This is a genomic window from Flavobacteriaceae bacterium (genome assembly GCA_014075215.1).
In the GTDB taxonomy this organism is placed as follows: Bacteria; Bacteroidota; Bacteroidia; order Flavobacteriales; family Flavobacteriaceae; genus Polaribacter.
The window spans coordinates 485,437-509,047 of the sequence record CP046177.1 but is presented as its reverse complement, the minus strand read 5'-3'; the positions used below and the strand labels follow the sequence as shown (position 1 = coordinate 509,047).

Here is a 23,611-nt window from a genome sequence, read left to right as displayed (position 1 = left end):
GCATAAAGTATTTCATACTTTTTATGCTGCTTCTCATCGTTTTTTTATCAATTCCTGCCATACAAACCAAGCTGGCCAAACTGGCAACAGAAAAAATAAATCAGGATTTTGGAACGGACTTGGTAATAAAAAAGGTAGACCTTTCTTTACTGGGAGCTATTTCTCTAAAAGGTATAGAAATCAGAGACCACCATAAAGATACATTGATTTTTATAGACAAGCTGAGTACGGCATTATTAAATGCAAAAAGAGCATTAAACGGCAATGTAAATCTAAAAAGTATTTCTTTGGACGGGGTCAACTTTCACATAAAAACATATAAAGGCGAAATGGACGACAATCTTTCTGTTTTTACTGATAGTTTTGAAGATGAGCCAACACCCCAAGATGATACGTATACACCATTTATACTCAGAACCTCCGATATTTATTTGGAAAATCTAAATTTTAAGCTCATAGATGAAAATGATGAAGACCCTTTTTTGTTTGGGCTTACAGACGGAGGAGGAAACCTTCGGGATTTTTCTATCGTCGGGCCAAATGTTGCTATTAAAATAAGAGGGTTGTATTTCACAGATAATAAAGATATTGAAATAACAAACCTGACTACTGATTTTGCCTATTCAAAAACACAGATGCAGTTTTATAACACCATGCTGCGAACTCAAAAATCTAAAATCGAAGCTGAAATTGAGTTCCATTATAAAAAAGAAAACCTAAAGTATTTTAACGACAGTGTCGCAATTGCTGCTACTTTTAAGCTAAGTAGTATATCTGTTGAAGACGTAAAGAAGTTATACGATGAATTAGACGGAAACGATGTTTTGCATTTTTCAGGAATTGCAACCGGCTTTCTAAATGATTTTAAGGTAACAAACCTCGATGCGATTTCCGACCAGGGAACCCGCATTGTTGGAAATATGGATTTTAAAAATGTCGTAAACACAGAAAAAGGATTTGTTTTTGACGGGGAATTAGAAAATATAACGACCCGTTATATACACCTAAAGAAGATGCTGCCGAACCTCCTTGGGAAAAGCCTGCCCTCAGCATTCATAAATCTTGGAGAGTTTACTCTGGAAGGAAAAACAAAAATAACCTCTTCCGATTTAAGTGCTACGGTAACTATTGTTTCCGAAATAGGAACAACGGTTGCAGATCTGGAAATTACAGATATAGATACTGCAGAGGATGCTCATTATAACGGAGAGATAGGCCTTATAGATTTTGGCTTAGGCCGTTTTTTTAAAAATCCGTTGCTTGGAAATATCTCTTTTAAAGGAGATATAAAAGGAAGTGGTTTTCTGCCTGAAAATATAAATACTACTTTAACTGGTAAGGTTTCGGAGTTTGAATTTAAAGGATATCCTTACCAGAATATTCTCATAGACGGGAGATACAAAAATAACTTATTTGACGGTACTTTTTCCGTAGATGATGAAAATTTAAAAATGTCATTCAAAGGACTGGCAGATATTATATCCGAAGAACACCAATTCGACTTTAATGCAACGATTGCTTATGCGGATTTAAAAACAACCAACCTGTACGTTAAGGATAGCATTTCCGAACTAAAAGGAACCATTGATCTCGATATAAGAGGGAATCAACTAAACAGCCTCATAGGTGTGGCCAATTTTAAAAATATTGAATACATAAATCACAGGAAAAAATTTTCTTTTAAGCAATTTTTAATATTCTCCACCATAAAAGATACGATTAAACAAATAAGAATTGATTCCGAAGATATCGTAAAAGGAGAGTTAACAGGCAATTTTACCTTTGAAGAATTATTACCGTTAGCACAAAATGCTTTTGGGAATATATATACTAATTACCATCCGTATAAAGTAAAACCGCATCAATTTATCAATTTTGATTTTTCAGTATATAGCCAGGCGGTGGATGTATTTTTCCCAAATATATCCATAGACAATAATACCAAAGTAAGAGGGTTTATCAATGCAGATAATAACCGGTTAAAACTTACGATTTCTTCTCCCAAAATTATTGCATACGGAAATGAGATAGATCAGTTTTTACTGAGGACAGATACAAAAAACGAGCTGTATAATTCTCAACTAATCATCAATAAATTAAGTACCAAACAATATTCTTTCTCAAAATTAAACCTGCTAAATAAAACCGTAAATGATACCCTGTTTTTTAAATCGGTTTTTAGAGGTGGTGCAAATGATAATGAAAAGTTCAATGTAGACTTTTTCTATACTATCAACAATACCAAAAAATCGGTACTTGGAATTCAAAAATCCACTTTTAATTTTAGAGATCATAACTGGAGTATCAACCCTGATAATAATGCAAATAATAAAGTTACTTTTGACTTAAATACTAAAGAATATACTTTTTCTCCTTTTCTCATAAAATCAGGAAAACAACAAGTTAATTTTAAGGGTTCTCTAAGAGATTCCACATATAAAAATCTACAAGTCGACTTTACAGAAGTTGCTTTAGAGAACTTTCTGCCTGCCATTGACAGCTTAAAAATGAAAGGGCAATTAAATGGAAGTATAGATTTTATCCAGAAAAAAGGAGTCTATAATCCCGGAGGAAACCTGGTAATAAATCATTTTAAAGTAAATGATTTTGTACAAGGGAACTTAGCAGTTAATGTAGAAGGCAATAATTCTTACGAAAAATATAATGTAGGTCTGTCATTAGAAAAAGAAGGCGTTAAAAGCATTGCTACTACAGGTGATTTGGATTTTTCCAACGCGAGGCCTACCATAGATCTTTCCGTATTCCTAGAAGATTTTAAACTAAATGCATTCAGCCCGCTGGGCAAGGACGTCCTATCCAAAATAAGAGGATCAGCCTCCGGAAATTTTACATTAAAAGGGTTTCTGAGAAATCCCGATATGAATGGCGGCCTGGTATTAAAAGGCGCAGGATTAAAATTTCCGTACTTAAATACGGATTACGATTTTGAAGGGACATCACTTATTGGTTTGAAGGGACAATCTTTTATATTAAACGATATTACGCTGTTAGATACAAAACACCATACCAGAGGCATCCTATCCGGAGCCATTATACATCAAAATTTTGACGCGTGGGTGTTAGACATTAAAATAGATACCGATAATCTGCTGGTAATGGACACTGAAAATACGGAAGAAGCACAATACTATGGGACCGCATTTATTAAAGGTGCTGCAGAAATTACCGGGCTTACTGACAAATTAGACATCATTGTTAACGGAAAAACCGAGAAAAACACACTGTTCGTAATTCCGCTAAAAGACATCGCCACAGTAGAAAGTTACAAATTAATTCATTTTAACTCCGGTACGCTCTCCGAAGACAGACAAAAAGAACTGGCTTTGGAAGCTATTGAAGGAGTATCGTTATTTATCAATTTGGAAGTGACAAAAGATGCCATAGCACAAGTAGTAATTGACGAAGTAAACGGAAGCGAACTAAAAGGCAGCGGAGCGGGAGACTTGCAAATCGAAATTGACACCAGAGGAACTTTTAATATGTATGGAGATTTTACTATTGACAACGGTTTTTATAATTTAAAATACGGAGGAGTAGTGAATAAACCTTTTGCTATCGTTAAAGGAAGTACGGTTTCCTGGAGTGGAGATCCGTATAATGCCGATTTAAATGTAACAGCCTTATATACAACCAAAGCAAACCCGGCAGTATTATTAGAAAATTTTAATACCAATAGAAAGATTGATGTCAATTTGATTACAAAAATTACGGGTGGGTTGTTCAATTCCAAACAAGAGTTTGACATACAAATCCCCAATTCAAATTCAACTATAGAAAGTGAGTTGGATTTTGTATTAAATGATAATAATAAAAATGCTAAAATGAGACAATTCTTTTCATTGTTAGTATTTGGGAGTTTTATGGAGCTTGACAGGGCAAACATAGATGGAAATAACTTGATTGCAGGAACCACATCAAATCTGGTAGGATCTATATTGTCTGATATTATAAGCTCCAGAGATGACAAAGTAAAAATCAATCTGGATTATAAACAAGGTACCCCTCAAAATGTTGAAAATGATTTAGCTACGGATAACACTTTTGAAGCGTCTTTGACTACACAAATAAGCGATAGAATTATTATAAACGGAAAGGTCGGAGTACCCGTTGGAGCACAAACACAATCCAGTGTGGTAGGAGAGGTAAAGGTAGAAGTGCTATTAAATAAAAACGGAACTTTTAAGGGGGTTATCTTTAACAGACAAAATGAAATCCAGTATTCAACTCAGGAAGAAGGATATACACAGGGAGCCGGATTGAACTACCAGGTAAACTTCAATACCCTGTCCGAATTGCTTCAGAAAATAGGATTAAAGAAAAAACCGAAAAAGAAAACAACCCCTAAAAAAGAGGACACTGCCAAAGCGAAAAAGAGGACTTTGATAAATTTCAAAAACAAGGAGTTGTTTTTGAAAAATTAGAGTTGTGCCACAGCTACTATTATTATGGGCATGTCCTTTATTCTTTCCCTATTCCTTTTATTGTCATAAGCAAAAAATTCAACGCTCTTTCATAATTTAACTCTTCATATTCAAGTCCTAAGACTTTAATGTTTAAATAATAGTTTTCTAAATTTTTATAATAATTTTTCTCTAACTGAACAGAAGTCGCCAAACTTCCAAACTTCGCATATAGAAACCACTTTTCAATTAACCTAGCTGCCCTTCCATTTCCATCTTGAAACGGATGAATTTTTACAAAAACTAAATGAATAAGTGATGCATAATAAAACACTTCCTGTGTCGATAACTCTTTAGTCAATAAAAATGAAATATCTGAAAAAAGTTTATCTAATTCAGTTTCCAGGATATTGGCAGGTGCAGCCACATATTCAATTTGATCTTTACTATTAAGAACAAACATAGAGTTATGTCTAATCAAACCTTGCTGATTTGCTGGAAGTAAATTTGAGCTTAAAAGAGAATGAGCTTTTTGTACATTCTCAAGAGTGAGTGCATTATTTTCTATAAACTCATACGCTAAATATAAATCATCTGCTTTTCTAGTATAATCTGATTTAAACTGTACGCCTAAAAATTTATGCTTGAAATAACTGTCAAAATCAATATCTTCTCCTTCAATTTTTGAAGAATAAACGGAGGACATTGATTTGTAAAATTGAAAATAATCTACAGGAAGTTTTGCTTTCTCCTGTTCTTTTAAAATTGCTAATGAGAAATCTTTCGTCAAAGTGACAAATTCCTCTAATAATGTATCTGTTAGTATCTTCAATTTCATATCCCGTATTTTTCTTTATGCAAAGATAATTCACTTTATATTATAGAAACTAATTTCTGGCAAATCTTTTCAACACTGCAATTTGTATTACTCAAGACGGCACCTCAAAAGTAGCAATAATTTGGTTTTAGAAAATTCTTTTGAGAGGATTTTACAGAAAAGTAGGTTCAAGTTACAAGTGAAACATTAGACTGCTCCTTTCTTGGAACCTGAAACTTGGAACTTTTCAACTTTAATCGCTATATAACTTTCTTCCAAATTTTATTCAAAATAAATACACATCCTATTGTGCATATGGTAAGCATAACAGCTGCAATTGTTTTGCCATAAATCCAATTTCCCGTAGCAAACAAAAAACTATATACTCCTATAATGCCTAGTAAAAAACCTGTGATTTTATATCCGATGTTTTTGAATTTGGAACCCCCTTCAAAAATAAGAGTATTAAATTTTGCTAGTGTATTTTTATCTGTTGATTTGGTACATAATGTAACGCATACCCATCCAGCGGTAGTTACCATTACTCCAATTATAAGTTGCCAATACCCTTCTATTTCCAACCAAGGAGTTTTTAATTTGGCATTTATAAAAAAGAAAACAGCAATTGCAAACGAAATGGCCATTGCTGCAATTTCACTCAACGGATTAATACGATGCCAAAACCAACGTAAAATGAATAATAACCCCGTACCGGCACCGATTTGCAATAATAAATCAAATACATCTTTGGCAGATTTCAAATAAAAAGAGAATAACGCAGCACAAAGCATTAGCATCACTACCGTTATTTTTCCAACAATTACCTTTTGCTTTTCGGTAGCATTTTTATTTATAAACCTTCCGTACAAATCATTCACTATATACGAACTTCCCCAATTTAATTGTGTAGAGATAGTACTCATAAAAGCCGCAATTAAAGAAGTGATTACCATACCTAGTAAACCGGCAGGCAGATACGTCATCATAACTGCATAAGCAACATCATGTCCCTGCATATCCGGAGGTAAATTTTGAAAAGCGACATTGATGCTTTCCAAATTCGGAAAAATAACCAATGAAGCCAAACCAACAATAATCCAGGGCCATGGACGCAAAGCATAATGTGCGAAATTAAAAAACAACATAGCCCAGGTAGCGTTTTTTTCATCTTTAGCAGCCAGCATTCTCTGTGCAACATAGCCTCCGCCACCGGGTTCTGCTCCCGGATACCAAGTACTCCACCACTGTACGGCAAGAGGAATGATACACAGGATGATGATAGCTTCTTTATTTGAAAAATCAGGAAACATATATAATTTCCCTACTATATTCTCATGGGTTAATAAAGCCGTTAAGCCTCCTATTTCCGGAAGGTTGACTATGTAGGCAGTTGCCCAAACAGAACCAACCATAGCAATTATAAACTGTATAAAATCCGTAATAATAACTCCTCTTAGACCTCCTAAAGAAGCATATATAACCACAATAACAGAAGCATAAATCAATGTTTCTTCTTGTGAAATGCCTAAAAGAATAGCAGCAATTTTTGCTCCGGCCAAACACACCCCCGCCATAGTAATTACATTAAAAACGACACCTAAATAAACAGCTCTGAAACCTCTTAGAAAACGAGCCGATTTTCCGGAATAGCGCAATTCATAAAATTCTAAATCCGTTGTAATTCCCGATTTTCTCCATAGCTTGGCATAGAAAAATACGGTAAGCATGCCTGTTAAAAGAAAAGCCCACCAAACCCAGTTTCCCGAAACACCCTGCTTCCTCACCAATTCGGTTACCAAACCGGGTGTATCGGTAGCAAATGTAGTAGCTACCATAGAAACTCCTAATAGCCACCAGGGCATATTTCTCCCGGACAAAAAATATTCTTGGGTATTTTTTCCCGAAACTTTAGAAACCCACAGGCCAATACATAAAGAAATCATAAAAAACCCAATAATAATACTATAATCAATTGCTTCCAGATTCATCTTAACTATTTTGAGCTTCTAAAATAATGATTCGTTTTTAATACGAATACTATTCGATAAATTAATGTTTCATGAGATTTCCCCTCAAATAATAAGTTTTGTGGGAATCTGTTACCTAAATAACGGGAGAAGTTATATTTTAGGAGCAAAGTAAATGCTAATTGAAGATAATTGGCAAAATCGATGAAAAATATTCAAATAGCAGTAAAGTGATAATCAATGCCTCTATTTCAAAATATCATTGTCCAAAAATATCTTAAGCCACAAAATGAAACCCTTTTAAAAGAAAAGTGGACAGCCTATCAAGCGCATTTCCTAAACCCTACTATTCAGGAAAATATTAGAAATGCTAAGGAAGAACAATACCAAGGTGAATTTCTGATTGATTTGTTTGTAAATATACTCGGCTACACAAAAAACCCTACACCTAATTTTAATCTCACCACCGAACTCAAAAATATTAAGGACAGCAAAAAAGCCGATGGCGGTATCATTGTAGATGACAAAGCGATTGGTGTAATAGAACTCAAAGGCACGAACACTACTGATTTAAACAAAGTAGAAGCCCAAGCCTTTAGTTATAAAAACAATCAAGTGGGGTGTACTTACGTTGTAAGCTTCCCCTAATTAGAACTGTTTAAATTTCTAATATTTGATAAATTTATTGTTTTAATTCTCTTGGAGTTAGCCCCAAGAGAATTAATTTCTGCGTATTTTATTGGCGATAATCTACCAAGCCCGTCATGGGGTCGATGATGATTATAATCATACATCCAATCTTGGGTTTGTTCTCTTACTTGGTTAATGTTCTCAAAAATATATTTATCAATAACTCCTCGCCTATAAGTTCCATTAAATCTCTCTACAAATGCATTTTGAGTTGGTTTGACAGGGTGAATATAGGTAAACTCTATGTCATGCATTTGGCTCCATACAGCGGTGATATTAGCAATGAACTCCGGGCCATTATCCATACGTATCTTATTGGGCTTTCCTCTTCTATTAACAAGATCGTTAAGTACCCAAAACACACGATTACTTGGTAAAGAAAAATCTACTTCTATATGTAATGCCTCTCTATTACAGTCATCGATAATAGTAAAGGCTCTAAAACGTCTTTTGTTCTCAAGGGTATCGGTAACAAAATCCATACTCCATGTATCATTAAGATTTTCCGGAACCTCTAATGGTTCTTTCACTCTAGATGGTAATCGTTTTTTTACTTTACCACGTAGAGGAAGTCCTAATGCTTTGTAAACCCTATACAATCGTTTATGATTCCATGGTTTGCCTTGATTACGTAAACGACTATAAGCCTTCCAAAAACCTTCTTCTCAATGTTGAACTGCTTTTTCTTGTAAAGCGAGCTCTATCTCAGTATCGGCTTTGGGTAACGGTTTATAATAATAAACACTCTTGCTCATATTTAAGACTCGGCACGCCCTGCTAATACCATAATGTGCAAGTGTTTTACTTATCGTTCTCTTACGGCAAGGCTTTAAAGCTTTTTTGCAATAACCTCTTTTGCCATTTGATGATCTAAGGCTAGAGAAGCATACATCTGGTTGAGCATCCGGTTCTCACCCTCAAGCTCTTTGACGCAACGTAACTCTCCGGAACTCATCCCGGCATATTTAGAACGCCACTTGTAAAAAGTTGCTGAAATAAACCCATGTTCCCTGCTAATCTCTACAACTGTTTTCCCTTGATCAAACTCTTTCAAAATCTTTGCAAGATGTGAAGGTGAAAATTTACTCTTTCGCTTTGTTTGTCTATTGAAAGTTAAAATTAATCTTTCTAATTTTAAACAGTTCGGTTTTTAGGGAAGATTACACCTGGACTTGCAACAAAAAGTTGGACAAAACGAAAAGAGATTATGCTGCTAAATTTTTAGTATTCATATCTAATTCAAATTCTTCAATAGGTTTTAGTCCCAAAGCAGAGTGTAAACGTTTTCTATTATACCAAGTTTCTATCTATTTAAACACAGATAATTCTGCTTGAGATCTTGTTTGATATTTATGATGATGAATGGTATAGAAAAATACACAAAAAGTGATATCCCTAATGAAGAACTAGAAGTTATAAGCGAGCAGCTTATTCAACAAAAATTTAATCGTGAAAAGAAAAAGATTGGGAAAAGGAGCTCAAAAAACTACAGATTTAGTAAAGTACCCAATAAAAAAACAAAAAGTTACGGTTCGATAGTAGAGGGCTCAGGGGAGCATATGATAGTCAGAGAGTTCTAAGTACATGACAAAAATTTAGTCAAGTTCATATTGTTTTGATTTACAGGGTTTAATAGCACAGAAGCGATATAATCTAATCCATATTTGAATATGCTTTTAGCCATTCTTCCATGCTTTTTTATTTTGATAGGCTTAATCTGATGTAAATATATACCAACTTTGTAACACCATACGAAAGCCATCATTACAAGCAGTACTAATTTTTCAATACGCTTAATATCTTGCAGGTGTGTGTTTTCAATATCAAAGCCACTGGCTTTCATTGCTTTAAAACACATCTCTATCTGCCATCGTTCTTTGTATTGTTCAAAGGCCTTATCAGGAGCGTTGAACGATACAATGATTAAGAAATCAGGCTTTCCATTTTTTGGGTACAACTTGCATCCGGAAAGGAAACAAAGCTGACCATTAACACGTACAATTTTAGGATAATACACAAACTCATTGATCTTATGTGGATTAAACAAGTGAAATACTTTGATGGTTTTGTTCTTATCAGGAAGCTCTACCTTAAAGTTGTTTCGAATGCGGATATAATATTTGATTCCATTTGTATTCAAGAAATCCAACCAATGATTACCTACAAACTCTCTATCGGCTACAATGGATTTAATAACATCTTTGCCAAAAAGTCTTATGAAACGATTCACAAGATCAATACGCTCCTGACTGTTAGAGTTCCCTGGCTTATCTAACATAGTAAATAACAATGGGAAGGCAACACCTTTATAGACAACTCCCAACTTAAAAATGTTGATGTTGGTCTGACCAAACTTCCAATTGGTCCTATCAATACTCAAGATCAATCCCTCTTGCTTAGGAAGGAGACTAAATATAAGACGAGCGATCAAATCTCCATCCAACGAATAATCAGCAATAAATCTTTGAATACGTCTGAGTGATGACTTCGAATCTACTGAGGTCTCAAAAGCGTTGGCTACCTTTTCAAAGGTAACTGTCTGTACCTTACAGAGGGCGATAATGAAATGTGATATGAGTTTGATTCTTGCCAAATTGATCTTACCTTGGAAATGAGAACTTAAAACTGAATTTAATTCACTACTTTTAGTGGAAGCATTGGTTTTTTTCATTAGAAAAATGAGTGATGTTATTCTTCTAATATACTGAAAATCAATGCTTTATTTTAATTATTTAACATTTAATTTACTGATAATCAATTAATTATATTTTTTGTCATGTACTAAACAGAGAGTTATAAATGAAAATTTTTTAGCTCTTTTTTATCCTCCAAAGATTAGGAAACTATAGCTAGCTCATTCTATATTTCAAATTTATAAAAAAACCGAGTTTATAAAGTCGGTTTTTTTTATATGATTTATTCTTTTTACTAATCTACTAATACAATTACCTTATTTTTTTTCAGTTCAACTGTTCCGGAATGAATAGCTACTGTTACTATTTTATTATCCGTAGTATCTCGAACAATCCGTCCGTGCAAATCATCCATTTTTAAATGTTCTTGGGTATGCGTATGAATTTTTATGGTTCCTTCTTTTAATGTAGAAACAATAGATGCGTGGTTATTTAGCATATAAAACTCTCCATTTACTCCGGGAACGGCAACGGAATCTACTTCTGAAGAAAATAAAATAGCTTCCGGAGATACAACTTCTAAATACATATTTTATCCTTTTTTAGTTTGTAACTTCATAATCATTGAAATTTATTGCTGACTCATTTACGCTTCCGTCAGCATTTTCTCTCCGGCTTCAATTGCTTCTTCAATGGTTCCTTTTAAGTTAAATGCCGCTTCGGGAAGGTGATCCAATTCACCATCCATAATCATATTAAATCCTTTGATCGTTTCTTTAATATCTACCAGTACACCAGGTATTCCCGTAAACTGTTCAGCTACGTGAAACGGTTGTGATAAGAAACGTTGTACGCGTCTGGCTCTGCTAACAGCTAATTTATCTTCTTCCGATAGCTCCTCCATACCAAGAATCGCAATGATATCCTGTAATTCTTTGTATCGTTGTAATAATTCTTTTACTCTTTGAGCACAATTATAATGGTCGCCTCCTAAAATTTCCGGGGTTAATATTCGTGAGGTAGAATCCAATGGGTCTACAGCAGGATAAATACCTAATTCGGCAATTTTACGAGATAGTACTGTTGTTGCATCCAAATGTGTAAACGTTGTTGCCGGTGCAGGATCTGTTAAGTCATCTGCCGGTACATATACTGCTTGTACGGAGGTAATAGAACCTTTTTTAGTCGAAGTAATACGTTCTTGCATCGCTCCCATTTCAGTAGCCAATGTAGGTTGGTATCCTACTGCCGACGGCATACGACCTAGTAATGCTGACACTTCAGAACCTGCTTGTGTAAAACGGAAAATATTATCTACGAAAAACAATACATCTTTTCCCTGTGCTTCTCCGGCACCGTCACGAAAATATTCGGCAATTGTTAAACCGGATAATGCTACTCTTGCACGAGCTCCCGGAGGTTCATTCATTTGTCCAAAAACAAAAGTAGCTTTGGAATCTTTCATTCCGGTTTTATCTACTTTAGACAGATCCCATCCGCCTTCTTCCATAGAGTGCATAAAATCATCTCCGTATTTAATGATCCCGGATTCCAACATTTCTCTTAACAAGTCATTTCCTTCACGGGTTCTTTCTCCTACTCCGGCAAAAACAGATAACCCGCCATGTCCTTTTGCAATGTTGTTGATCAACTCCTGAATCAATACTGTTTTACCAACTCCCGCGCCTCCAAATAAACCGATTTTACCTCCTTTTGCATAAGGTTCAATTAGGTCAATTACTTTGATTCCCGTATATAAAACCTCTGTTGATGTAGATAATTCCTCAAACTTAGGTGCTGCTCTGTGTATTGGTAATCCATTAGCTCCTTCCTTAGGTAAATCTCCCAATCCGTCAATTGCGTCTCCGGTTACATTAAATAAACGGCCATAAATGTCCCCTCCTATAGGCATTTGAATGGGGTTACCGGTAACAGCTACTTCCTGCCCTCTCTGTAAACCATCTGTGGCATCCATAGAAATAGTTCTTACAGTATCTTCACCAATGTGTTGTTGAACTTCCAATACTAAAACAGACCCATCTGTTTTCTTAATTTCCAACGAATCATATATTTTTGGAAGTTCGGCAGATTCGGTATTAAATTCAACATCGATTACCGGACCAATAATTTGAGAGACTTTACCTGTTATTGCAGCCATTTATGTATACTTTAGATTATGAATTTTTGTTGTAGGAATATCCGCTTCCTTATTTCGGCTGCAAAGGTAGTCTATTTACGAAAGAACAACAAGTTTTTGAAATGAATTATTTGGATTAGTTGCATACAAAAAAGCCGCATGTTAAAAATGCGGCTTTAAGTTATCTTACTATTTAAAATTACTTGTTGGTAACCTTAATTTCTACTCTTCTGTTATTAGCTCTTCCTGCTCTTGTTTTATTTGTGTCAATAGGATTTGAAGAACCATAACCTTTGGCTATTAATCTGGATGCATCAATTCCTTTGGAAGTTAAATACTTCAATACTGCTTCAGCTCTTTCTCTGGATAATCTATCATTTGTTTTCTTACTACCGGTACTATCCGTATGACCACTTATAGCAAATGTAGCCTTAGGGAACTGACTCATAATAGCAACAATACCATCTAATCTTTCCACAACTCCTTTTTTGAAAGAAGATCTTCCCGTATTGAATAAAATGGATTTAGCAAAATCTCCTATTTTCTTTTCCTCTTCAACAGCAATTACAGGTTCAGGGCAACCGTCATTAGAAGCCGGGCCTACTTCATTAACACATTTATCATCTTTATCTAACACACCATCTCCATCAGTATCCGGCCACGGACATCCTCTGTTTGCTTTTGGGCCGGCAACATTAACACATTTATCATCTTTGTCTAATACACCATCTCCATCAGTATCCGGGCAGCCATTGTTTGCTTTCGTTCCTTTGTCATTAGGACACATATCATCTTTATCAGCTATTCCATCTTCATCAGCATCAGGACAACCATTTAATGCAGGCAAACCGGCAACATCAGGGCAGGCATCATCAGAATCTTTGATCCCGTCTCCGTCAGCATCAGGACAGCCATTAAACTCTTTTAATCCCGGTACATCAGGACAGGCATCCTCTTTATCATAAATACCATCTCCATCGGTATCTTTTCCTCCAAATCTGAAAACCAAACTTAGTGTATGTTGGAAATGATCCTGAACTTTATCGGCAAAATTATTTTTTACACCACTTTGAACGCTCGCTCCCAAATTCTCGTTAAACCATACGTTGAATCCCCAACCGTAATTTAACATTCCTTCACCGTTATTGTCCAAAGAAGTATAACCTCCGCCAAGATAAATAAAAGGATCAAACCAAGATGTATCACCTATAATGGTATTAACATCGTATTTTGCATTTAAATCAAGCGCCCAGTAAACAGAATTGGCATCATTTAGGGCGTTCTGACTTCCAATATCATTCAAAGATCCGGCAAACTGAAGTGTAAAACCATCGTTAAGATACCTTTCAGCCATAATACTGGAAATAGAATTAATATAATTCCAATCGGTTGATCCCGGGTAATCTCTCACATTGTCTCTATTAACATTAGACGGCCTGATAAAATCGACAACATTTATTCCAATACCTACTTTCCAGGGATTATTTGAGTCTTGAGCATTTACATTGCTAATCACTATTAACGCAAATATAGCTACGATAGGCAATTTTAATCGTTTCATTATTAAATATTTAAATTAATATTTTTGTTATGTTATAGGCAAAAGTAAGTCCTTACATCTAATTTTACAAAGTTTTTTGTAAAAATTTTTAATAAATTCTTAATTAAGTCGTTAAGCTAATCTATTATTTTCAAAAGTTTCCCTACTTTTTTAAATGCATTGACCGCTTTGTCCAGTTGTTCTTTAGAATGTACTGCCGAGAGTTGAACTCTTATTCTTGCTAGTTTTTTAGGCACAACCGGAAAGAAAAATCCAATGACATAAATACCTTCTTCCAGTAGCATGTCGGCCATTCTTTGCGAAAGTTCAGCATCATATAGCATGACAGGAATAATTGCTGCGTTTGCCCCAATTAAATCAAAACCTGCTTGTTCCATTTCTTTTCTAAAATAGTTGGTATTCCATTCCAGTTTATCTCGTAATGAAGTATCCGATGCTAAAATTTCAAAAACCTTGATAGAAGCTCCGACAATTGCAGGTGCCAAAGAATTAGAAAATAAGTAGGGTCTTGATCTTTGTCTTAAAATTGCTATGACCTCTTTTTTGCCTGTAGTATATCCTCCCATAGCTCCTCCCATAGCTTTTCCCAGAGTGCCTGTTATAATATCCACTCTCTCTAAAACATTCTTTAATTCTAAGGTCCCTTTACCCGTTTCCCCTATAAACCCTGCTGCGTGGCATTCATCTACCATTATCAATGCATCGTATTTGTCTGCCAAATCGCAAATGGCATCCAATTCGGCAACAATTCCATCCATAGAAAAAACACCATCCGTAACAATCATTTTAAAACGATGACCTTGTTTATTTGCTGCAATTAACTGCTCTTCCAGTGAAACCATATCATTGTTATGATACCTATACCTGGCCGCTTTGCACAGACGAACTCCATCTATAATAGATGCATGATTCAAGCTGTCGGATATGATCGCATCTTCTTTGCCTAACAATGGCTCAAAAACACCTCCGTTTGCATCAAAAGCTGCAGCGTATAACAGGGTATCTTCCGTTTGGTAAAATTCAGCTATTTTCTTTTCCAATTCTTTATGAATATCTTGTGTGCCACAAATAAATCGTACGGAAGACATTCCAAAGCCATGAGTATCCATTGTATCTTTGGCTGCCTGAATAACTCTTGGATCATTTGACAACCCTAAATAATTATTGGCACAAAAATTAATTACTTCTTCTCCTGTGGAAATTTTAATAAGCGTGCCTTGAGCTGAGGTAATGACTCTTTCCGATTTATATAATCCGGCATTTTTTATTTCCCGAATTTCTTTTTGTAAATGATTTTGTATGTCCCCGTACATTTTTGACTTGTTTTGGTTATCAAATTTACTTTAAAATTCTTCCATACCAATTTCATTACTTATATAAATCAAAATTTTCTTAACTACCGTATAGTTCATTGATTGAATAGCCTCCTGATACTTTAATAATTGATGATGATGATCTTCAGACGGTTTTCCTGTTTTATAGTCTATAATCACCACCTCTTCATTTGGAAAAATGACCAACTTGTCCGGAACCACAATTTGATTATCCCGGGTTATCATTTCTCTTTCATTATAAACTTCAAGATGTGGTATGTAATAATTCTTTAACTTCTTATGAGTTACCATTTTCTCAATTATTGATTGAATTTCAAAGGCTTCCTCATTGTTAAGCATCCCTCGTACTTTGTATGAGTTTACAACATTTACAACATCCGAAGCAGTGTATATCTTAGCCATTAATTCGTGAATTAGATTTCCATAATCAATAGCATCTTTTGTATCCCATAAAACAGATGAACTTCCCAATATATGAATATGATGATCTTGCCAAGGCGTATTTATATATTTTTTCTGGTAAGATAATTTACTTTGAGATACTTCTTTTTCTCTTTCTCTATTTGGAGTTCCAAAGCTATATTCTTCTTTTTCAGGATCGTATATTGACTTTTCTATCAGGTAATTGGTATAGAAATCGGAATACTTTTGGCTTTTCTTCTGGTTTTTTGGAAATCCTTTTTCCGTAATAATATACAATTGTTCTTCTGCCCTTGTTAGTGCAACATATAATAAGTTGATATTGTCCAATTCCAGTTGATCCTGCTCTTTTATATGGATTTGTTCTCCGTTTTCAGAAAGTATTGCGATTTCCTTTTTGTAATTTACCAGAAATTCTTCAAACCCGCTGAATTTTTCTTCAGGCAATTTAGTAAGCCAGATTTTAGAAGGTGGTTGTTTGTAAATATCCAAATCACAAGGGAAAATTACCACCGGAAATTCCAAGCCTTTTGATTTATGAATGGTCATCACCTGGACGGCATCCGAATCTTTGGAAGCAACAATGCTTATATTCTTTTTTTCCCGCTCCCAAAAATCCAGGAAATCCCGGATAGTGGCATCTTTCCCCTGTTGAAGTAAAACCTCATCTAATAAAAACTGAACATGGGCATCGGATGTTTTTAAAAGTCTAAAGCTTCTAATAATATATTCGACTTTTTCATATAGCGGCAACCTTTTAAAAATGGAAAGATCAAAATGAATTTCATGTTTTTTTAATTCCTCAAATAACTTTTCTTGCCCTAAATGCACATATCTTTTAAAAAAAGAGTGCTTGTTTTTTGGTACCGGTATATGTTCGTGCAAAAAATATAGGCACTCAAACAATGCATCATTGTTTGTGGGTTGTAAGCTATAACCGAGCAGGTTTATAATAAAGTTTACACAATGGCTATTTTGTATCAACAGGGTTTCGGAAGAAACTATTTTGATTCCTTTTTCAGATAAATAGTTGGCAATGATAACACCTTCTTTTTTAGTTCTTACCAAGATACAGATATCATTTAATGAAAACGATACTTTTAAATCTTGAATGGTTCCAAATACTTTCTTAGCATATTTTACATCGTTTTCTTCTTTTTGCCCTGATTTTTCAAGAAAGGATAAGTGTACATAACCTCCTTTTTTATCAGTTTCTTTTTGATGTGATGTGTGCAGGAACAAACTTTTATAAGCATCATTTCGCATATACCCGGAACAGTGTTTAAAAAAAGAGTTGTTGAAATTAATGATCTCACTATAGCTCCTGTAATTATATGCTAACTTTTTTACTTTTTTGGACACAAAAAACGGATTTTGTGTGTGTTTTTCTTCCGATCCAAGTGCCATAAACTGCTCTGCTTTTCCTCCTCTCCATCTGTAAATGGCTTGTTTTGCATCTCCCACCAATAATAAACTTGTATTTTCTTGTGATAAGGAATTTTGAATTAACGGGAGTAAATTTTGCCATTGCAAAACGGATGTGTCTTGCATTTCATCTATGAAATAATGTGTAAACTTTTGACCAATCCTTTCGTATATATAAGGGGCAGGCTGCTCTTTTATATTTTCATAAATAAGCTGATTGAATTCTGCATTCAATTGAATATTCTGCTCCTCTTTTAGGGTTTGCAGTGCTTCATTTATTTGATTTAAAACGGCTAAGGGAACCACACTTTCCATGACTAACTTATTCAACATGTATTGCTTGTATAAGTTTTCCGATTCCAGATATAGTTTTATTAATTTCGGCAAAATTTCTTCGATGGCATTTTTTGTGGCAACTGCCACTGCCTTAGCATAAAATATATTTTCTTCAATTCTTACTTTCAATTTGGATGCATCAAAAAAATTGGCTTTTTCAACGGTGTCCGCCAGAGCGCTAAAATGTTTTGGCAGCAATGCGCAATAAAAATCCTTATGAGAAAGGCCCTTTGCATCAATAATCTCCAATCCTTCTCTTCCAACCTCTTTAAATCGTTTCTTTATTTTTTTTTGACTAGTTAAAATATGCTTGTTTAGAACTAAAAAATCATCTACGGTTTTTGTATGTAATTTTTTGAAATGTACAGCATCATTTTCATTCAATAAAACATTGGAAAATTCACAAAGTTCTCTGCTTATATCCCAAGATTTATCTTCGTCTGTTTTACCTAAAGTATATGCAACCAATAATTTTGTCAAATTAGTATCAATACCTATTCGGGAGATTATAACCTCAACAGCCTGGCTTAACAAATCATTGGCATTCAGTTCTATTTCAAAATTTTGAGACACCCCTAAATCAAAAGAAAAGCTTTTGATTATCTTATAAGTAAAACTATCGATAGTTGTAATTTGAAAAGCGGAATAATTTTGAAGTATCGCATGTAAAATTTTTGTACTCCTGTTACGTATGATTTCTTCATTAAGGGTCAGCTCACTAATTAGTATATTTAATAGCTCGCTCTCTTTGCGCTCGGTAAAATCTTGTAAGCTTTTCAATACTCTTTCCTTCATTTCTGCAGCTGCTTTATTTGTAAATGTAATTGCCAGAATTTGTTGATAAGCAAAAGCATTTTCCGTACGAAGTACTACTTTTAGATACTCTTTTACTAACGTATAGGTTTTTCCGCTTCCGGCAGATGCATTATAAACAGTAAATGTAGCTACGTTTTGCAATAAAAAATTTTATTGCAAAATACGAAAAGGGGACGATAATACAGTATCAAAGTTGGAAAGTTAAAAGTTCGCCTGCTAATTGTACTAAAGCGTTTAGACCTCACAGATCTTTAAGACCTCTGTGAGGTCTACATCTATATCATTGTAATATATTTATCCAAGACCTACATCCAGAGACATCATCACCATAAAACCGCCAATAAACCCTAATGTCGCAATATCCGTATATTTATCTCTTTGAGTTTCCGGAATAACTTCCTCTACTACGACAAAGATCATTGCGCCTGCTGCAAATGCCAGTGCATAAGGTAAAATAGGTGTAAAAAAAGATACCGCCAATGCTCCCAATACGGCAGCTACAGGTTCTACTACGGCAGATAGCTGCCCGTACCAAAAACTCTTCAGCCTGCTTACTCCTTGTCTTCTTAATGGCATGGCTACTGCAAATCCTTCCGGGAAATTCTGAATTCCGATTCCTATGGCTAAAGAAAGTCCTGCAATAATCATTCCTGTTTGTTCTACTCCTACCAATGTAGCTGCTGCTCCAAATAGAACTCCCACTGCTAACCCTTCCGGAATATTGTGTAAAGTAATTGCCAGTACTAACAAAGTCGTTTTATGCCAATTGGTTTTCATTCCTTCTGCTTCGGATTCCTTAAAATTAATATGCAGGTGCGGTAACAGTTTATCCATTCCGAATAATGCCAGAGCTCCTAAACCAAAACCTATAACAGATGGTATTACTTTTATAAAACCTTCTCCCGGACTATTTTCTATTGCCGGTGATAGTAAACTCCAGAAACTTGCCGCTACCATTACACCTCCTGTAAAACCTAGCATTCCATCCAGAACAGCGCGGTTCATCTTTTTAAAAAAGAATACCAGAGATGCTCCCAAAGCTGTTAAACCCCATGTGAAAAGAGAAGCATATAAAGCTGCCAGTATCGGGTGTTCTTCTCCAAAAGCTACTAATCTTTCAAATATGCTCATGTGGTCTGTATATATAAGTTATTTGAAATTTTATTTGAAATCGATATTTTTCTTCCGTCTACAATTAGCACAAAGGAATTATCAAACGTTTCTTTAGCGTGTATTTTTATTTCTTTTCCTAGCGCAATTTTCTGCTTATCCAAAAATTGTAAAAAAGCGGCAGAAGAATCTTTAACGCCTACACAAATTCCTTTTTCCCCTTCTGATAAACCGGATAGTAATTTCTTTTTAATAATATGTAAGTTGCCTTCTTTGTCCGGAATAGGATCACCATGCGGATCGTATTTTGGAAATTCTAAAAAAGCATTTAGCTCATCGATCAATTTTGGTGATTGTATATGTTCCAGTTGTTCCGCTATATCATGTACTTCGTCCCATGAAAATTTTAATTTTTCAACTAAAAAAACTTCCCATAACCGGTGTTTTCGGATAATATTTGTTGCTGCTTTTTTACCCGAATCCGTTAAAGCTACCCCTTGATATTTTTTATACTCCAATAGGTTTTTAGCAGATAACTTTTGTATCATATCTGTAACGGAAGAAGCTTTTGTTTCTAACTTTTGGGCAATGGCATTTGTACTGATACCTCCTTCGGAAAAGGCTGCCAGATGGTAAATTGTCTTTAAATAATTCTCTTCTGAGTGCGTAAACATTATTGATATTTATATACAGAGACCTATGCAAAATAGTGATATATTACGTATTAAAATTGATTTGACTTCAAATTTCTTCCTTCTCGAAAATTTTAAATACTCAAACCCAACCGATTATTTCGGTTGAAAATTTTCTTCGGACGTTGAATTTTTTTGTCAAATCAATTCTGCAAAGATCTCATACAAATATATATTATTTTATTTAGTTTAAATTATTTTTTAATTTAATTAAATATATTTTTTAGATTAGACTAAAAAATATATTTTTGCAAAAGATTCAATAAGAATTATCGTGAGGACTATTTTGCTTTTCATTCTGGTATTATTTTCTTTTGCTGCCAATAGTCAAACGATCATTAAAGGCGAAGTAACAAGCATAAAAAAAGAGGTATTGCCTTTTGCTTCTGTACAATTAAAAGAAAGTTTGGAAGGAATACATGCTGATGCCAACGGTTTGTTTGAGTTTAAAACGTTGCAAAAAGGGCAGATCACAATCATTGCCTCTTTTACAGGTTTTCTTTCAGATACAAAAACTATTTTTATCTCCGAATCTACTACAGAGGTCACGGTTAATTTTCAGTTAACCGAATATTCCGAAACGCTTGACCAGATAACAGTTACCGGAACACGAACTCATAAGAGAAGGACAAAAAACCCTGTAATTGTCAATGTTATTAATAGTATTACTTTAGATAATGTACAGGCTTGTAATTTATCCGAGGGGTTAAAATTTCAAACAGGCCTCCGGGTTGAAACTGATTGTCAAACCTGTAACTATACTCAACTCCGTATGAATGGGCTTTCCGGGGGTTATTCTCAAATTTTAATTAATGGCCGCCCTGTTTTTAGCCCCTTAACAGGGTTGTATGGTTTGGAACAGGTTCCCGCCAATATGATCGATCGGATTGAAGTAGTAAGAGGAGGCGGTTCTGCATTGTATGGTTCCAGTGCCATAGGTGGCACCGTAAACGTAATTACCAAAATCCCGAAGAGAAATGAGTATGCTATAGGCTATACTTATCAAAACATACGAGGAACTCCAGACCATATTATTGCAGGAAATGCAACTATTGTAAATGAAGAAAGAGAAGCAGGGGTTTCATTATTCATTAACAATCGAAGCAGAGGTTTATTTGATGCAAACAATGATCGTTTTTCCGAACTGACAGAGTTAAAAAATACTGCTTTTGGTGCCAGTATTTTCTTTCTACCCACAAATGATCAAAAACTGGAAATCAATTTCAGTAAACTCAATGAGTATAGATATGGAGGGGAAATAGTAAATAAAGCACCTCATTTAGCCTTACAATCGGAGGAAAGAACTCACGATGTATATATTGGCAATGTAGATTATCAAATAAATTTTAATGACGATCGTAGTTCATTTATCAGCTATTTTGCGACTCAATATACGGATAGGGAGCACTATACCGGAGTTTTTCCGGATGATCCGGCAGCCATTCAAAATCATTTACAAGACCCGCCATATGGGATATCTACAACTACCACTTACCAAGGAGGAGTTCAACTCAATCACAAATTTGAAAAGTTTATCAGAGGCAATAATGTATTTACTTTTGGAGGTGAGTTTGTACAAGATGGTGTTTTTGATCAAATTGAGGCTTATCAATATACCGTAGATCAGCTTACCAAAAATATCGGGTTCTTTTTTCAAAGTGACTGGGAAGTTAATAAAAGCATCCGTTTACTGACCGGAATCCGATTGGATAAACACAATCTGGTAGACCGACTCATTAGCAGTCCGAGAATCTCTTTATTATACAGCCCTTTTGATAAAGGACAAATCAGGGCCACTTTTGGCACTGGTTTTAGAGCCCCGCAGGCATTTGATACGGACTTACATATTGCTTTTGCAGGAGGTGGTGTTTCAAGAGTTACGTTAGCCGATAATTTAAAGGAGGAACGCTCTGTTAGTTATAGTATGTCTTTTAATTATGATAAACCTGCCGAACATTATATTTATGGGTTTACCTTTGAGGCTTTTTACACCCGTCTAGATGATGCTTTCTTTTTGCGACCTACAGGAACAGATGCCTTGGGGGAACGTTTTGAAAAAAGAAACGGAGATGGTGCTACGGTAAAAGGAATTACGCTTGAAACCCGATTTAATTACGATAGCATTTTACAGTTAGAAACAGGATTTACATTTCAGTCCAGTTTATTTGACACTCCGGTAGAGAATTCTGATGTACTACCTGCCAGAAGAATATTTTTAAGAACTCCTAACAACTATGGATATGCTACCTTATCATACAATCCGAATCAAAAATTTAGCACCTCATTGAATTTGATATATACTGGTCAAATGGAGGTTTTACATATGGCATCGGCACAAAATTTACCTATGGACACATATGTTACCTCACCTTCTTTTACTGAATTAGGTATCAAGTCCAGCTATACTTTTACCGGCAAAAAGTCAAGGATTCATTTTCAGGTATTCGGCGGTGTTAAAAATCTTTTTAACGCTTACCAGAACGATTTTGATATTGGAAAAGAAAGGGACAGCAATTATATTTACGGACCGGCAGTTCCAAGAACTGTTTTTGTAGGGATAAAATTAGGCTCGAACCTATAATGTGCTAATGTTTCTTATCCCAAATCCTGTAATTTAACACTCTCTTTTCAAAGCTATAGACCAAACCAAAAGAAAGCTGCGTATTAGTTAACATCTTTATGGCGCTGTGACGAAGTCGTTTGAACACAAATTGAGCATTTAAACCCCAATTGGACGAAAACCAAAACGTACCGCCTGCTACAGCATTCAATGATATGCTAGTTTTTGCTGTTTTTACTGTACTGGGTGCACCAACAAACCCAAAACCAAAACCGGCATAAGGAACTAAATTCTCATTAGATAAACCAAAATCATACCTCCCTGTAAAATCTACAGAAAAATAATGAAAAGAGTTTGTAAAAAAACCTTCTATTCCATTAATAGTACTTAAAATGATACTACCGTCTAGTGTAATCCCTTTGGAAATATACCTGGCGACGTTGAATTTCGGAATCTGAAAACTGTTTTTGTCTTTAATGACATTTGCGCTTACATTTCCATAATAGGTATATGTGCCGCTTATCCCTGCAACCCACTTAAAGTCTTGGTTTTGACTTTTAACAATAAAGTTACAGAATAAAAAAACTGTCAGTAAAAAAAATACGGTTTTTTTCATATTTTTCAAAGGTTAATGTGTTAGCATCTATAATTAACTAAATTTTGGCAAATATATTGTATTCTAAAAAGAAAAC

General features: G+C 34.8%; 14 protein-coding genes and 2 pseudogenes. 4 read left to right on the top strand and 12 right to left on the bottom strand.

What is annotated here, in order from left to right; genetic code table 11:
* Window positions 1-23 precede the first annotated feature (23 nt).
* Entirely contained in the window at window positions 24-4,442 is a 4,419-nt protein-coding gene (locus GKR88_02590) for a translocation/assembly module TamB (protein QMU63271.1), read from the top strand.
* Window positions 4,443-4,479: 37 nt separating this feature from the next.
* Here GKR88_02590 and GKR88_02585 read toward each other — a convergent pair whose 3' ends face one another.
* A complete protein-coding gene (locus GKR88_02585; GenBank protein ID QMU63270.1) occupies window positions 4,480-5,259 on the bottom strand; it encodes a hypothetical protein in 780 nt (259 codons plus the stop codon).
* Between the two features lie 239 nt (window positions 5,260-5,498).
* Entirely contained in the window at window positions 5,499-7,226 is a 1,728-nt protein-coding gene (locus tag GKR88_02580) for a Na+:solute symporter (protein QMU63269.1), read from the bottom strand.
* A 219-nt stretch (window positions 7,227-7,445) separates the two neighbouring features.
* Here GKR88_02580 and GKR88_02575 point away from each other — a divergent pair.
* Window positions 7,446-7,844: pseudogene (locus tag GKR88_02575) on the top strand (restriction endonuclease subunit M).
* A gap of 5 nt (window positions 7,845-7,849) precedes the next feature.
* Here the strand turns inward: GKR88_02575 and GKR88_02570 are convergent.
* A pseudogene (locus tag GKR88_02570) lies at window positions 7,850-9,015 on the bottom strand (IS3 family transposase).
* A gap of 232 nt (window positions 9,016-9,247) precedes the next feature.
* Between GKR88_02570 and GKR88_02565 the strand changes: the two are divergent.
* Window positions 9,248-9,475, top strand: coding sequence for a hypothetical protein (locus GKR88_02565; GenBank protein ID QMU63268.1), 228 nt, complete (start codon window positions 9,248-9,250; stop codon window positions 9,473-9,475).
* Here GKR88_02565 and GKR88_02560 read toward each other — a convergent pair.
* The 8 genes from GKR88_02560 to GKR88_02525 form a co-directional block, all read right to left on the bottom strand.
* A complete protein-coding gene (locus GKR88_02560) occupies window positions 9,472-10,566 on the bottom strand; it encodes an IS4 family transposase (GenBank protein ID QMU63267.1) in 1,095 nt (364 codons plus the stop codon). The two genes, GKR88_02565 and GKR88_02560, sit on opposite strands and share 4 nt — an antisense overlap.
* Window positions 10,567-10,823: 257 nt before the next feature.
* Window positions 10,824-11,117, bottom strand: a complete 294-nt coding sequence (locus GKR88_02555; protein QMU63266.1) for a hypothetical protein — start codon at window positions 11,115-11,117, stop codon at window positions 10,824-10,826.
* Between the two features lie 57 nt (window positions 11,118-11,174).
* On the bottom strand, window positions 11,175-12,686 hold the full coding sequence (locus GKR88_02550; protein QMU63265.1) for a F0F1 ATP synthase subunit beta: 1,512 nt from the start codon (window positions 12,684-12,686) through the stop codon (window positions 11,175-11,177).
* A 178-nt stretch (window positions 12,687-12,864) separates the two neighbouring features.
* Complete coding sequence (locus GKR88_02545) at window positions 12,865-14,226, bottom strand: OmpA family protein (GenBank protein QMU63264.1); 1,362 nt, start codon at window positions 14,224-14,226, stop codon at window positions 12,865-12,867.
* A gap of 116 nt (window positions 14,227-14,342) precedes the next feature.
* Window positions 14,343-15,539: a glycine C-acetyltransferase gene (kbl, locus tag GKR88_02540; protein QMU63263.1), complete on the bottom strand. Its 1,197-nt coding sequence runs from the start codon at window positions 15,537-15,539 to the stop codon at window positions 14,343-14,345.
* A 30-nt stretch (window positions 15,540-15,569) separates the two neighbouring features.
* Window positions 15,570-18,698, bottom strand: a complete 3,129-nt coding sequence (locus GKR88_02535; GenBank protein QMU63262.1) for an AAA family ATPase — start codon at window positions 18,696-18,698, stop codon at window positions 15,570-15,572.
* A 153-nt stretch (window positions 18,699-18,851) separates the two neighbouring features.
* Window positions 18,852-19,682, bottom strand: a complete 831-nt coding sequence (locus GKR88_02530; GenBank protein ID QMU66620.1) for a ZIP family metal transporter — start codon at window positions 19,680-19,682, stop codon at window positions 18,852-18,854.
* A gap of 2 nt (window positions 19,683-19,684) precedes the next feature.
* Complete coding sequence (locus GKR88_02525; protein ID QMU63261.1) at window positions 19,685-20,341, bottom strand: metal-dependent transcriptional regulator; 657 nt, start codon at window positions 20,339-20,341, stop codon at window positions 19,685-19,687.
* Between the two features lie 355 nt (window positions 20,342-20,696).
* Here GKR88_02525 and GKR88_02520 point away from each other — a divergent pair, with 355 nt between their 5' ends.
* A complete protein-coding gene (locus GKR88_02520; GenBank protein QMU66619.1) occupies window positions 20,697-22,940 on the top strand; it encodes a TonB-dependent receptor plug domain-containing protein in 2,244 nt (747 codons plus the stop codon).
* Between the two features lie 4 nt (window positions 22,941-22,944).
* Here the strand turns inward: GKR88_02520 and GKR88_02515 are convergent, their stop codons facing one another.
* Window positions 22,945-23,535: a hypothetical protein gene (locus tag GKR88_02515; protein QMU63260.1), complete on the bottom strand. Its 591-nt coding sequence runs from the start codon at window positions 23,533-23,535 to the stop codon at window positions 22,945-22,947.
* Between the last annotated feature and the right edge of the window lie 76 nt (window positions 23,536-23,611).

What these genes read in the sequence shown, in the direction of transcription:
- GKR88_02590 (QMU63271.1), top strand. Translation starts at nt 24, where the DNA reads ATGCTGCTTCTCATCGTTTTTTTATCAATTCCTGCCATACAAACCAAG.
- GKR88_02585 (QMU63270.1), bottom strand. Translation starts at nt 5,259, where the DNA reads ATGAAATTGAAGATACTAACAGATACATTATTAGAGGAATTTGTCACT.
- GKR88_02580 (QMU63269.1), bottom strand. Translation starts at nt 7,226, where the DNA reads ATGAATCTGGAAGCAATTGATTATAGTATTATTATTGGGTTTTTTATG.
- GKR88_02565 (QMU63268.1), top strand. Translation starts at nt 9,248, where the DNA reads ATGATGATGAATGGTATAGAAAAATACACAAAAAGTGATATCCCTAAT.
- GKR88_02560 (QMU63267.1), bottom strand. Translation starts at nt 10,566, where the DNA reads ATGAAAAAAACCAATGCTTCCACTAAAAGTAGTGAATTAAATTCAGTT.
- GKR88_02555 (QMU63266.1), bottom strand. Translation starts at nt 11,117, where the DNA reads ATGTATTTAGAAGTTGTATCTCCGGAAGCTATTTTATTTTCTTCAGAA.
- GKR88_02550 (QMU63265.1), bottom strand. Translation starts at nt 12,686, where the DNA reads ATGGCTGCAATAACAGGTAAAGTCTCTCAAATTATTGGTCCGGTAATC.
- GKR88_02545 (QMU63264.1), bottom strand. Translation starts at nt 14,226, where the DNA reads ATGAAACGATTAAAATTGCCTATCGTAGCTATATTTGCGTTAATAGTG.
- kbl (QMU63263.1), bottom strand. Translation starts at nt 15,539, where the DNA reads ATGTACGGGGACATACAAAATCATTTACAAAAAGAAATTCGGGAAATA.
- GKR88_02525 (QMU63261.1), bottom strand. Translation starts at nt 20,341, where the DNA reads ATGTTTACGCACTCAGAAGAGAATTATTTAAAGACAATTTACCATCTG.
- GKR88_02515 (QMU63260.1), bottom strand. Translation starts at nt 23,535, where the DNA reads ATGAAAAAAACCGTATTTTTTTTACTGACAGTTTTTTTATTCTGTAAC.